11 protein-coding genes are annotated in these 12,295 nt (G+C 59.6%); all 11 read left to right on the top strand.

The window, feature by feature from the left end:
* Position 1 precedes the first annotated feature (1 nt).
* The 11 genes from MNODULE_RS08430 (at position 2) to MNODULE_RS08380 (ending at position 12,239) form a co-directional block, all read left to right on the top strand.
* A complete protein-coding gene (locus tag MNODULE_RS08430) occupies positions 2–409 on the top strand; it encodes a hypothetical protein (RefSeq protein WP_168058987.1) in 408 nt (135 codons plus the stop codon).
* 187 nt (positions 410–596) lie between these two features.
* Positions 597–2,669 carry a sigma-54 interaction domain-containing protein gene (locus MNODULE_RS08425; RefSeq protein WP_168058986.1) on the top strand — a complete coding sequence of 691 codons (2,073 nt, stop codon included), beginning with the start codon at positions 597–599 and terminating at the stop codon, positions 2,667–2,669.
* 421 nt (positions 2,670–3,090) lie between these two features.
* Positions 3,091–3,474: a hypothetical protein gene (locus MNODULE_RS08420; protein WP_168058985.1), complete on the top strand. Its 384-nt coding sequence runs from the start codon at positions 3,091–3,093 to the stop codon at positions 3,472–3,474.
* A 97-nt stretch (positions 3,475–3,571) separates the two neighbouring features.
* The gene (locus tag MNODULE_RS08415) at positions 3,572–3,949 is read left to right on the top strand and encodes a hypothetical protein (protein ID WP_168058984.1); all 378 of its coding nucleotides are present in this window, start codon (positions 3,572–3,574) and stop codon (positions 3,947–3,949) included.
* 58 nt (positions 3,950–4,007) lie between these two features.
* On the top strand, positions 4,008–4,484 hold the full coding sequence (locus tag MNODULE_RS08410; protein ID WP_168058983.1) for a hypothetical protein: 477 nt from the start codon (positions 4,008–4,010) through the stop codon (positions 4,482–4,484).
* A gap of 32 nt (positions 4,485–4,516) precedes the next feature.
* Entirely contained in the window at positions 4,517–5,578 is a 1,062-nt protein-coding gene (locus tag MNODULE_RS08405) for a CsgG/HfaB family protein (RefSeq protein WP_168058982.1), read from the top strand.
* Positions 5,579–5,590: 12 nt separating this feature from the next.
* Positions 5,591–7,099 (top strand): S1C family serine protease, encoded by a 1,509-nt coding sequence (locus MNODULE_RS08400; RefSeq protein WP_168058981.1) that lies wholly within the window; start codon positions 5,591–5,593, stop codon positions 7,097–7,099.
* Positions 7,100–7,110: 11 nt separating this feature from the next.
* The gene (locus tag MNODULE_RS08395; protein WP_168058980.1) at positions 7,111–8,388 is read left to right on the top strand and encodes a serine/threonine protein kinase; all 1,278 of its coding nucleotides are present in this window, start codon (positions 7,111–7,113) and stop codon (positions 8,386–8,388) included.
* Complete coding sequence (locus tag MNODULE_RS08390) at positions 8,385–10,349, top strand: tetratricopeptide repeat protein (protein ID WP_168058979.1); 1,965 nt, start codon at positions 8,385–8,387, stop codon at positions 10,347–10,349. Before MNODULE_RS08395 ends, MNODULE_RS08390 begins: the two co-directional genes overlap by 4 nt.
* On the top strand, positions 10,333–11,037 hold the full coding sequence (locus tag MNODULE_RS08385; protein WP_168058978.1) for a CsgG/HfaB family protein: 705 nt from the start codon (positions 10,333–10,335) through the stop codon (positions 11,035–11,037). The genes MNODULE_RS08390 and MNODULE_RS08385 overlap by 17 nt, the downstream gene beginning before the upstream one ends.
* Positions 11,034–12,239, top strand: coding sequence for a CsgG/HfaB family protein (locus tag MNODULE_RS08380; protein WP_168058977.1), 1,206 nt, complete (start codon positions 11,034–11,036; stop codon positions 12,237–12,239). The genes MNODULE_RS08385 and MNODULE_RS08380 overlap by 4 nt, the downstream gene beginning before the upstream one ends.
* Positions 12,240–12,295 lie beyond the last annotated feature (56 nt).

The raw sequence follows: 12,295 nt of genomic DNA, 5'->3' as shown, positions 1-12,295 counted from the left end.
GATGGCTCATTTTCAGCAATTATCTTTCTTCAAGCGTTTTCAAAAATCAAACCGAAGGGCCCTCTTCTTCTTTTTGATCCTCTTCCAAACCGCTTTCCCGGTCTGGGCGGCTCCCCCTTCGGAACCGGAGCCCCCTCCCTCCGAAGCGGAGCGGATCGAGCGGGCGCTGGACGAGGCGTTGAACACCCTTGCCGACGGCATGCAGGCCCTGGTCGGCCTGGCCGAAAAGAGCAAGGAAAAATGGGAGCAGTGCCAATCGGGCGAATCGAAAGAGGAGTGGTGCGTGAAGATGAAAGACGCGCTGGCCCGGCTGGAACGTTTGGATGAAAAAGGATCTCCCGCGCCGCCGGAATCCGAATCGTCCCCCCCTCCCGACCCTGAACCGACGTCGGAAGAAGAGACCCCCTGAACCCTCGCCGATCCGCCCCCCCTTTATCTTTCCTCCCGTCGACCGCGATTTGTTCGTTCGCGGAGAAATAAAAAAAGGGCATCTTATTTCGTTGACAAACGGTCCGATTTTGAGGTAGCTTCACGCCGACATACCTTAAGTATTTCGTAGGTATTTCCCGATCCCCTCAACAGGACCACAGGACCAGATGATGGACCAAGAAACCCCCTGGACGACCTGTCTTCTCACCCGAATGCTCATCCTTCATCTGGAGCGGATCGGGAAAGGGGACGACATCGACTACCACGAGATTTTATCGGGGGAGAACCGCCTCAATCCGATTGTCGACCCAAAGGCGTTTCTGTCTGACCACAACAACTGGGTTCCGCATCACATCCTCAAGAATTTAATTTTCGCCGCCGAAAACGCCGGCGGGACCAAAGAGATCACCTACCTGGCGGCCAAAGAGTATTTCCAATCGGGCTACGGCCCCTCCGTCCTGGAGATTATTGCGAAGCTTCAGAATCAGATGGAGCAGGCGCTCTACTGCTCCAATCTTTGGGCCACCGGCTTCGCCAACTACTTCAAGCTGCAGTGTCTTCCCCCTTCCGAAACCCAGCGCCCCGAGGCGATCTTGCTCTCCCAATTCGGACCGAACGTCGAGCCGATTCTCGGCAACTTCGGGTTTATCCGCGGGAACTATGAGGGGCTCACGAAGCTCTTTCCGGTCGTCGAGGAGGCCCGCTGCACCGAGGAGGTTTCTCAACTCAAGCTCCAGAACCTTGTCCGGGAATTCGGAGGATACCAGATTCAAAAAAGAGACGGCCGGCTCGCCGTCATCGAAAACGTCTCAAAAAGGGAGGTGATCATCGCCAGGCCGGTCTCCCTTCGGACGGAGATTTTCTCAACGCCTCCCGATCACCCCGCGATGATGGAAGGGCTGATTCTCCAGCCCCACGAGGGAGAACTCAAGATCCTCGCCCCTGAAGTGGAGGAGGATCCGGAACGGTATCAAAAGGAAAACAGCGCATATGAAATCGTCAAGGGGGGAACCCTTCAGTCCGGTCCGCTGACCGTCACCCTGGAACGGGGGCAATTCTTCAACGCCCCTTACTCCCGCTACCGCTTCACCTGGAAGTCGAAACCCTCCCGGAGAGAGTCGCCGGAAATCGTCCAGGCGCGACTGGAAATGATTCCGCCTCTGTTCAATCACGTCCGGGAATTACGGGAGACCCATCGGCAGCTCCTCCGCTACACGATGGAGAACAAAGCGCTGGCCCAGGCGAACGAGGAGCTGAAGGGGGCGATCCAAAGAGAATCGGACTTTCACGGCATTATCGGGAAAAGCCCCAAGATGCAGATCCTCTACGAGCAGATCGAGCGGATCGCTCCCGTCGACTCGACCATCCTCATCGTCGGGGAAACCGGGACCGGCAAAGAGCTCTTCGCCAAGGCGATCCATCAATGCAGCCTGCGGCGGGATCAAAAGTTCTACGCCATCAACTGCGCCGCCCTCTCCGAGACCCTTCTGGAGGCCGAACTCTTCGGCTACGAAAAGGGGGCCTTCACCGGCGCCCTCGCTCAGAAGAAGGGGATCTTCGAAACGGCGAGCGGCGGCACCCTCTTTTTAGATGAGATCGGAGAGGTCTCCCCGACGATGCAGGCCAAACTTCTCCGGGTATTGGAGGAGCGGGAGGTGCAACGGGTCGGCGGACGGGAAGCGATTCCGATCGACGTGCGCGTCGTCTCCGCAACCAATCGGGATTTAAAAAAAGAGATCGCATCCGGCAAGTTCCGGAGCGATCTCTTCTATCGCCTCCATGTCATCTCCCTCACGCTTCCACCCCTCTCGGAACGCTTCGACGATCTTCCCCTGCTGGTCGACCACTTCCTCGCTTTCTTCAGCATGAAATGCAAAAAAGAAAAGCCGGCGATCACCCGGGAGGCGATTACCCTCCTGGCCGAATATAGCTGGCCGGGAAACATCCGCGAGTTAAAGAACGTCATCGAGCGGGCGGTCGTCCTGGATCGAGACCGGATCATCACCCCCGACGACATTATTCTGCCGGAGGAGGAATCGACCGCCAAGGTTCTGGTCGGCGGAGAACCGCAGGCCTTTCATGAAGCGCTGGAGCAATACAAACGGTCGGTCATTCAAGACGCCCTTCACAAAACCGGCGGCAATCAGACCAAAGCCGCCGAGATATTGGGACTTCAACGCACCTATCTCGCCCGGCTCATCCGGACCTTGAATTTACGGACCGGGCGCGACATCCGTTAGCCCCATTTAGCAAATCCCAAGGAGACCTTCGGCAGATGAAAGAGGGCCTTCCTTCTTAGGCTCGTGATCGTAATGAGGATGAACATCTTCAGATACACTGTATCTTCCGTGCCAAGTGGAAACCGACGCGCGACCGCTTTCCCTGATCCTCTTCCTCTCCCCTCTCTTCTTTTTTCCGGAATCCATAATTTTTCTTCCAGGAACCAGAAAGTCCAAGCGGGGATGGACGCCATCGATGGAGCCGCAAAATCGAGACGACCCGTTTTTCGCCTCCCTTTCACAAAAAAGCATCTTCAAAGAAATTGGCACACCCCTTGCTATACCCCCTGTCCGTGAACGCAAAAAAGAAAGTGAATGAGGAATCGGCGGATGGGCCGCCGGCGCTCTTCACAAAATCAACATCCACAGGGGGGATACAAAAATGAAGAAGTCAACATTAGTGGCAACCGCGATGGGACTGGCTTTGGTTTTCGGAACCGCGATGGAGAGCAAGGCGATCTGCCTCATCGGATGCGATGACAGCACCACCGTGAATCAGACCGCCAAAGGGGCCGGCCGCGACATTCGCGAAGCAAGCGACAACGTCAACGGCGACCAGGCCAAGGGAATCGGCAACCAGGTGATCAAGGACATCAAAGACAGCGCCGTCGTCACCGGCAACACCACGGTCCAGAGCAACTCGGTCGGCAGCGTCTTCTTCAACAAGGGCGACATCACCCAATCGAACTCCGCCAACATCACCGGCAAAACCGAAATCAACAACAGTGATCTGAGCACGGACAACTTCAACAGCAACAACAAATAGTCCGGCGCGGGACCCGGGCGCGGCGCCCGGGTCTCTCCGATCAAGCGGGAACGACAACCTAAAACAACGACTTCTAAAATAAAAGGGGGAAATGAAAATGAAGACATTCGTAGCGACAGTGATGGGATTGGCCCTGGTTTTCGGGACGGCGATGGAAAGCAAAGCGATCTGCCTCTTCGGCTGCGATGACAGCAAAGAGGTCAATCAAACCGTCAAGGCGGCCGGTAACGACATTCGCGAAGCAAGCGACAACGTCGGAGGCGATCAGGCCAAGGGAGTCGGCAACCAGGTGATCAAGGACATCAAAGACAGCGCCGTCGTCACCGGCAACAAGACTTTCCAGAGGAACTCCGTCGGGAGCGTGGTCGGAAACAGCGGCGATATCGCGCAATCGAACTCGGCGAACATCACCGGCAAGACCGAGATCAACGGCAGCGATCTGAGCACCGTCAACCGCAACAGCAACAACAAGTAGGAACCGGGAGGGGCGTGGGATCATCCTCACGCCCCTCCGGACGCGGGAGGGGAATCTCATGGAAACGAAAAAAATCGTCGCCTCGCTCGGATTCGCGCTGATCGCCCTGCTGCTCGGGGGGAAGATCGGACCGACGCACGGCGCCCCTCCCATCCAGAGCGAGGAGAGGGATCGGGAAGAGGCAAAAAAAGAAGCGGAAGAGAAACAACCGAAAACCCCCGAACAGGAACAAAAAGAAAAGGAAGAAGAAGAGTTGAAGGCAACCATCCGCGACATCAAAAGGCGCCAGCAGCGGGATGAGGAATCGATCCGGGTGCGGGCGAACATCTTCCCGTCGCTTCCGCCCGAGGCGGAGTGCACGGCGGCCGACCGGGCCCGAAGCCGGCTGGAAAAGGTCACCGACGACGGCGGCCTGATCATCGCGGGGGATATCTTGATCGATTCGAGCAACGAAGCGAATGTGGAAAACAACGAGGGGAGCATCAACAGTCAGGTCAATGTCAACATCATCAACGAATCGAATAGACGATGTTAGGCGCTAAGGCGTTTCCAAAGGGAGAGATCATTATGAAGACCCGATACCATTTTAAATCCTTCGTCATCGCCCTCCTCTGCTCTCTCAGCCTGGGGCTTCCGCCGGCCTGGGCCGAGCCGATCGCCGCGGGTCCCGCGGGGAAGGTCCGCGTGGCGGTCGCCCGGTTCGGCGCCACCGACCGGTTCGCTCAGGTCTACGGGGGCTGGGACATCGGCGGAGGGCTGGCCGCCCAGGTCGTCACGGAATTGATCAACACCGGAAAAGTGGTCGTCGTCGAGCGGGCGATCCTCTCCCAGATCATGCGTGAGCAGGAGCTCTCCGCCTCCAAATTGGTGACGAAGGAGACGGCGGCTCAGGTGGGGCAGCTGTTGGGGGTCGATTATCTGATTGTCGGCGAGGTGACCGAGTTCGAGCAGAAAGCGGTCGGGGCCGGCGGACGGGCCGGCTTTTTCACCTGGCTCTTCCCGAAAGCGTCGGCCGAGTTCACCGCCGCACACGTGGCGATCGATCTTCGGATCATCGACACTTCCACCGGGGAGATCCTTCATTCCTACCGCTCGGAAGGGCGGGCCTGGGAGAAAGCGATCGCCGTCGATCTGAATTTTCCCACCCTCACTTTCGGCGGAGACGCCTTTCACAAAACGCCCCTCGGCAAAGCAACCCGGCAGACGATTCAGGATTCCCTCGGCTTTATCATCGGGGCGGTCCAGGAACGGCTCCGGACCCATTCGACCGGATTGGGGAAGGTGATTCACCTGGAAGAGAATTTGGTCTACATCAACGCCGGCGCCAATGCGCAGGTCCACGTGGGCGATCGGCTCTCGCTCTTCTCGGTCAAGAAGGTCCTGACCGATCCGGAGACCAATCAGGTCGTCGGGGTCATCGAGAACCCGATCGGAGAGCTGGCCGTGGTCTTCGTCTCGGAAAAATTCTCGAAGGCGCGCGTCCTGGGAAACACCCTCCCGCACAAGGGGGACATCGTCCGCTTCTCCGATAAGAGCCCCCGTCCGGGGATGAACGGCGAAGGCCCGAGCCCCTACGGCGACGTGAAGGGACTCGCCGTCGCGAAATCGGGTTACCCGATCTTGGATTAGAGAGGTGAATTGATGGAACAACTCTTTAGAAGCATTCTTCTTTTTTTGGCGGCCGGAATTCTCTTTACCGGATGCAGCCGGCAGCTTCGGCCCGACGCGGTCGGACCGACCCACCTCGAAGAGGGATTGATCGCCTACGACCAAAATCGGCTGGACGATGCCCTCCAATCGCTCGACGCCGCCCTCAAGCTCGATCCGCAGAACACCGAGGCGCTTTTCCGGCGGGGGGTCATTCTCCAGAAACAAAACAAGGTTGAAGAGGCGGTCGCCTCCTACCGGGAGGTGGTCCGGATCGATCCGAACCATTTCAAGGCCCATCACAACTTAGCGAACATCTACTCTTATGAGAAGGCCAACAACGTTCAGGCGATCTTTCATTACCGCCGCTTCCTCAGCCTCGCCCCGACCCATCCCCTCGCCCCCCGGGCGCAGATGCGGCTCGCCGAACTGACCGACGTCCCGGGGGACAAGCTGGCCCGGGGAAAAGGAATTGCGGAAGAGGAAGGGGACGGCGACATTCACCTTACCGGAGAACTGGCCGGGCCGCCCCTCCCCGTCCCGATGCCTCCCGCGCCGGTCGCTCCGGCCCTGGCTCTTCCGCCGGGGGGGATCGCTCGGACGGCCCCCCCGGAACCGGTCCTCTCCTTTCCTCAGGTGGTCTGTGTGCAAGGCGAGACGACACAGGGGAAGATCGAAGGAAGCGGCTTTATCGTCGGAGCGGGATATATCCTGGCGAGCGGTCATCAGGCCAATCGGGCAAGCCGCCTGACGGTCCAATTCCAAAACGGCGCGAAATATCCTGCAACGGTTTTATCGGTCAGCAGCGCGCTCGACCTGGCCCTCCTTCAGATTGCGCTTCAAGAAACCGAACCGCTCTCCTTCGCTCAGTCCGACAACTCCAAAGCCGGCGCGTCGGTGATGGCGGTCGGCTGTCCCTTCGGTCTCAGCCACTCGGCCTCGCAAGGGATCATCAGCGCGCCGGAGCGGGTTCTTGGGAATCGCCCGGTCCTTCAGACCGACGTGGCGATCAACCCCGGAAACAGCGGCGGCCCGCTTCTGAATAAACAGGGAGAAGTCGTCGGCGTGGTGTTGGGAACGCTCCAGGACGCGCGGGGAATCGCTTTCGCCGTCCCCAGCCGGGAGGTGAAGCGATTCCTTGGAGAGACCTTCTTTCAGATGGGGACCCTCCTCGCCGAAGCAAAGCGGTATCCCGAGGCGTCCGATCTTCTGGCGGAAAGCATCCGGTTCTGGCCCCAATCGGCGAAGGCCCACAACAACCTCGGTGAAGTCTTTCGGAGGATGAAAGAGATGAAGAAAGCCGAGCAAGCCTACGTCAAGGCATTGGAGGTGAATCCGAAATATGCCGACGCCCACTTTAACATCGGCACTTTTTATGATAGTGTGCTGCGGAATCCTCGAAAAGCGGCGCTGCACTACAAAAGATACCTGGAATTAAAACCGGCCTCCCCGGAGGCGGTCCAGGTGGCGCAATGGCTGAAAGCCATTGAGGGGAAAAAATAACGGATCAAACAATGAAATCACTCGGACGTTACGAAATTTTAATTGAAATCGGACGGGGCGCCATGGGCATCGTCTACCTCGGCAGCGATGCCAAGATCCACCGGCAGGTCGCTCTCAAGTGCCTCCGCCCGGAGCTGTTCGAAGCATCGGAGGAGACCCGCAAGCGCTTCCAGGGGGAGATCCTCGCCTTGGGTAGGCTGGTCCATCCGAACATCGTCACCATCTTCGATACCGGAGAGGACACCGCCACCGGCACCTCCTACATTGTCATGGAATATGTCGAGGGGACTTCGCTCGGCCAGCTTCTCAAAAAAGGGACGCCGCTGACCGTCGATCAGATCGTCCGGATCGGAATCGACATCTGCCGCGCCCTCGACTTCGCCCATTCCAAAGGGGTGATCCATCGGGATATCAAACCGGGAAATATTCTTTTGACTTCGGAGCAGCAGACGGTTAAAGTGACAGACTTCGGGATCGCGCGACTGGACGGAGGGGGCCACACGCAGACCGACCACCTCCTCGGCACGCCGCAGTACATGTCCCCGGAGCAATGCAAGGGAGAGCGGGTCGATGGACGCTCCGATCTTTTCTCCGTCGGCGCCCTCCTTTACGAGCTTCTGACCCGTCAAAAGCCCTTTCCGGGGGACAACGTCGCCGCCATCATGCACCAGGTGTTGACCAAAAACCCCGCTCCGCCGGCGAGCCTCTCCCCCGACATCCCAAAACCGCTCAGCGACATCGTGATGAAAGCGATGGAGAAGGAACCGGGTCAACGCTTCTCCACCGGGGCGGAGATGGCCGATGCGCTTGCCGGGCTGTCGACGCATCGGGAGCAGGCCGCGGAGGAGCGTCCGACCATGGCCCTCTCCGGGAGCCAAGAGGCGCCCCTTCCAACTCCTGCGGGCCGGGGCCGGTATTGGGTTTGGGCGCCCATCGCCGTCATCGGGCTTCTGGCTCTGATCGGTTGGTGGCGTTTGGCTCCCAATCAAGCGCCGGCCGATCCGACGGGCGCCGGCGCCAATAGCCTAGGAAATGGAGCGGCCACCAGGGCGGTCGCCGCCCCTCAGATCGGCCAGGTCGATCTGACGACGACGCCGATCGGCGCGGAGGTGCTCATCGACGGCGAACCGAAGGGGCTCACCCCGCTGATGCTCGATCTCCCCGCCGGCTCGCATGAATTGGTCTTGAGGAAAGAAGGGTACCACCCGCTGGAAGCGACGATCACCGTCGTCTCCGGAGAGAAGGTCCCGGTCGATTTAAAACTCGCAGAAGAGGAGAAGACGCCATGAAGACAATGAGCCGGCCTGGAAAAAAGAGCGGCCACCGGAAGCGCGTCGTATGGGGGATGGTAGCCGCGCTCTTCCTCTTTCTGATCGGGACGGTCGGAACCGCCGAAGCCGCCCTCAAGAAGGGGGAGACCGCCCCGGGCTTCGCCGCGTTGGAATCGGTGAAGAAAAAACCGATGGTCCTGGTTTATTTCTTCAAGCTCGGCTCCAAGCCGGCGCGGGAGGGGCTCGATCACCTCAAGGGGCTCTACGCGCAATACGAGAAGGCGGGGATCGCCATCCTCGCCGTAACGCAAGACAATGCCAAGACGCTCGATCCTTATCTGAAACAACATCCTCTCCCCTTCCCGGTGGTGCGGGATGACGGAAAAGTCTTCGGGGCGTATGAAGTGAAAGTGATCCTCCCGACGACCTATATCCTCGGCCCCGGCGGCCGGATCACCGACGTGTTGGAGGGAGGAGGCCCCTCTTCCGCCCGTTTCATCACCACCGTGGCGCAGCGGGGACTTCAGGCGAAGAAGACCACCCTGGCGAAGGCGCTCTTTGAAAGCGCGCTGAAGTCGAACCCGAAGGATGCGCAGGCGGCAGCCGGCCTCGGACATGTCTTTTTGAAAGAAGGGAAGCTCGACCGCGCCGAATCGGAGTTCTCCAAGATTGCCCAGCTGAAATCGCCCGAGGCGATCCTGGGGAAAGAGGGGCTCGCCGAAGTCCATCTTCAGAAGGGAGAGACCGACAAGGCGCTCTCGATCGCCGAAGCAGTCGAAAAGGAAGATCCGAACAACGGCCTGGTCCATCTGGTAAAGGGGAATGTGCTCGCCATGCAGGGGAATCAGCAGGAGGCGCTGACCGAGTTCACCCGCGCCGCCGAGGGGAAGCTCTCCAGCGACTGGCAACGGGCGACCGCTTTCAACAACGCGGGGCGGATTCACTCCGAACAGGGACAATATGCGATGGCCGAGAAGATGTACCAGGAGGCGGTCGTCCACAACCCCTACTCTCCCGAGATCCTCGCGAACCGCGGCGTTCTTTACGAGAAGCAGGGGCAGCCTCAGAAGGCGCTCGCCCTCTATCAGGAGGCGTTGAGCGTCGATCCGGAAGACGAGATCGCAAAACACCTGATGAAGCGGATGGAGCAACACCTCGCCTTCAAGGAGGATATGGAACGGCAGAAGCGGGTCGACGGTCTGGTCGCCGATCTGGCCGAGCGGTTTAAGAAAGGGAAGGTCTCGGAGGTTCCGCCGACCGATCCCTGGTCGTCCAAGCCGATGACGGTCGCTTTCCTCGGGATGAAGCGGGTGGGAGGGGGGCTCCTCCGCGAGGGGATGACGGAGCTCCTACAAGCCGAGATGACGCAGCGGCTCTCCGCCGGCGGCCGGGTTGCGGTGGTGGAGCGGGAGATGCTCGACAAGCTGCTGACCGAGTTGAATCTCGGCTCCTCCGAACTGGCCGATCCCGAAACGGCCCTCAAGCTCGGGAAGCTCCTTTCGGCCCGTCTGATCGTCACCGGCAGCCTGGTGCAGATTCCGGAGGGGGTCCGGCTGAGCCTTCGGCTGGTCGATCCGGAGACCTCGGCGATCAAGATCACCCATGCCGACGAGATGGGTCCGCAGAAGAATCTGTTGGCCCTCGCCGATCAGACGGCGCAGGCGCTCGGCAAAAAGATCAAGGAGCAATATCCGCTGAAAGGGAAGATCGCCTCCGTCGAGGAGGGGAACCAGGTCATCATCAACCTCGGAGCCCGCCATGGGATCCAACCGGGAACCAGATTGAAGATCATCGATGAAGGGGAAGCGATCGTGGTCGATGGGAAGACGATTGGCCACAAGAAAAAGCGGGTCGGCCTTCTCGAAATCGTGGAGGTGGAGGAAGGACTCTCTTACGGAAAGCTGACGGAGCGCACGTCCGCCGTCCAGAAGGATCAAAAAGTGTTAGAGGAAGTAGGGGGAAATGAAACGGCGTTTTGATTTTCTGATTCCACTCTTGTTTGCGTTCACCGCCTGCGCTTCTCCCTCGGCGCCTCCGGTCCGTCCGGAGGCGCCTCTCCTTCCGGAACGAAACCTGCTGACCGTGGCCGTCCTGGAATTCGAAGACCATGGGATCGGCCAAACCGCCGCGACACAGGGGCTCGGCCGCACCCTGGCCGATCGGATCTCGGAGCAGCTCTCGGGGCGCCCCGACCTTCGCCTGATCGACCGGGAGTCGCTCCAAAAAATCTTGGAAGAGCTCTCCCTCGCCAGCCTCGACATCGCCGACCGGGAAAGCCAGCTTCGCCTCGGGAAATTGCTCGGGGCCCAATACCTGATCATGGGGGGGTATACCTCTTTGGCGGGGGGGCTCCGGATCGACGGCCGGATCGTGGAGGTCGAGCGAGGGATCGCCGAGGGAAGCGCTCTCGAAGGGCGCGCCGCCGAGCGGGCGATTCTTGAGAAAAATTTCTCGAAACAGATGGCCGATTTATTGATTGCCAAAGTCGGCCTCCCCCAGGGGATGCCGAAATCAAGCCACGATTTTTTTCTGCAAGGGTTGGCCCTTGAACAATCCAACAACAACCGGAAGGCCTTGGAGATGTATCAAAAGGCCCTCGCCATCGACGCCCGGCATCAGGAAGCGCGGGAGCGGATGGAGAACCTCCTACTAAAGGAACTGCAATGAGACGACAACTAATCTTGTTCGTGTTTTTCATATGGGTGACGCCGATGCTGGGATGGGCTCAGGAGATCGGCCGGCCGGAGTCGGCGGTGAAGGCCCTCTACCAAGAGGGGCGCTATGCCGAGATCATCCAGGCCTACGAGGGGAAAGAAGCCGGCGCGCAAGAGGCGCTTTATCTCGGTCTCAGCCATCTGCGGGCCGGGGACCCGTCCAAAGCGATCGCCGCCTGGAAACAATATGTCCGGCTCGATCCGGGAAGCGAGGGAAATCGCGAGGTCTCGAAATATCTGACGCTGCTCCTGCAAGAAGAGGCCAAACGGACCGCAAGGGAGATCCTCCAGCAGGAAAAGGAGCTTACCGGAAAGATCGACGCCAGGGCGATTGCGGTCTCCCCCTTTCAGAATTTGGGGCAGCAGACCTACGCCCCTCTTTCGAAGGGACTGGCGGCGATGATCATTACCGATCTCTCGAAGGTCAAGACGCTGAAAGTGGTGGAGCGGGTCCAGCTCAAGGCCCTTCTCGATGAATTGAAGCTCTCGCAATCTGGATTGGTCGATGCCAAGAGCGCCCCCCGCGTCGGGAAACTCCTCGGCGCCGGGAAGATCACCACCGGCAGCTTCCTCGATCTCGATCAGGAGAAGATCCGCCTCGACGCCGCCGTCACGCAGACGGAGAGCGGGAAATCGCTCACCAACTCGGAGGTTCAGGGAGACCTGCCGACCTTCTACCAGCTGGAAAAAGAATTGGTCTTCAAAATCCTCTGCGGGATCGGCCACTGCCCGGAGAGCCTCGACAGCCAGACCCGGGCGGCGGTCGGGACGATCCATACGAAGAACTTCAAAGCGTTTCGTCTCTACTCCCAGGGGCTTGAGTATCTCGACCAGGGCAAGTATCGGGAAGCCTCCCGATCCTTCTTCCTGGCGGTGGAAGAAGATCCCGAATTCGAGCTGGCCCGCAAAGCGCTTCTCGATACTCCCCTCTTTCCGCTCGATCTGACGGCGATGATCTCGGGGGCCGAGGCGATCGGCGACGGCGGCGCGGCGATTCTTTCGACCGGGACGATTTTTGCCGCCCCGCAGATCCCGCAGGGCTCCGCCGGACATCAGGTGATGGCCCCGTCGATGGGAATGTTGGTCCCTCCGACCCCTTCCGGATCTGCGGGCGCGCCGCCCACGGTCCCGGTTCGGATTGATGTGCAGTTTTAGGTAGGGGCGGACCTGCGTGTCCGCCCTGGCCGTCCACAAAATAACAAGGGCGCACA

It is taken from the genome of Candidatus Manganitrophus noduliformans, from assembly GCF_012184425.1.
Taxonomy (GTDB): Bacteria; Nitrospirota; Nitrospiria; order SBBL01; family Manganitrophaceae; genus Manganitrophus; species Manganitrophus noduliformans.
This window is presented reverse-complemented; position numbering and strand designations above follow the sequence as displayed.

Excerpts from the sequence above, each read along its gene's own strand:
- MNODULE_RS08430 (WP_168058987.1), top strand. The coding sequence starts at position 2 with ATGGCTCATTTTCAGCAATTATCTTTCTTCAAGCGTTTTCAAAAATCA.
- MNODULE_RS08425 (WP_168058986.1), top strand. The coding sequence starts at position 597 with ATGATGGACCAAGAAACCCCCTGGACGACCTGTCTTCTCACCCGAATG.
- MNODULE_RS08420 (WP_168058985.1), top strand. The coding sequence starts at position 3,091 with ATGAAGAAGTCAACATTAGTGGCAACCGCGATGGGACTGGCTTTGGTT.
- MNODULE_RS08415 (WP_168058984.1), top strand. The coding sequence starts at position 3,572 with ATGAAGACATTCGTAGCGACAGTGATGGGATTGGCCCTGGTTTTCGGG.
- MNODULE_RS08410 (WP_168058983.1), top strand. The coding sequence starts at position 4,008 with ATGGAAACGAAAAAAATCGTCGCCTCGCTCGGATTCGCGCTGATCGCC.
- MNODULE_RS08405 (WP_168058982.1), top strand. The coding sequence starts at position 4,517 with ATGAAGACCCGATACCATTTTAAATCCTTCGTCATCGCCCTCCTCTGC.
- MNODULE_RS08400 (WP_168058981.1), top strand. The coding sequence starts at position 5,591 with ATGGAACAACTCTTTAGAAGCATTCTTCTTTTTTTGGCGGCCGGAATT.
- MNODULE_RS08395 (WP_168058980.1), top strand. The coding sequence starts at position 7,111 with ATGAAATCACTCGGACGTTACGAAATTTTAATTGAAATCGGACGGGGC.
- MNODULE_RS08390 (WP_168058979.1), top strand. The coding sequence starts at position 8,385 with ATGAAGACAATGAGCCGGCCTGGAAAAAAGAGCGGCCACCGGAAGCGC.
- MNODULE_RS08385 (WP_168058978.1), top strand. The coding sequence starts at position 10,333 with ATGAAACGGCGTTTTGATTTTCTGATTCCACTCTTGTTTGCGTTCACC.
- MNODULE_RS08380 (WP_168058977.1), top strand. The coding sequence starts at position 11,034 with ATGAGACGACAACTAATCTTGTTCGTGTTTTTCATATGGGTGACGCCG.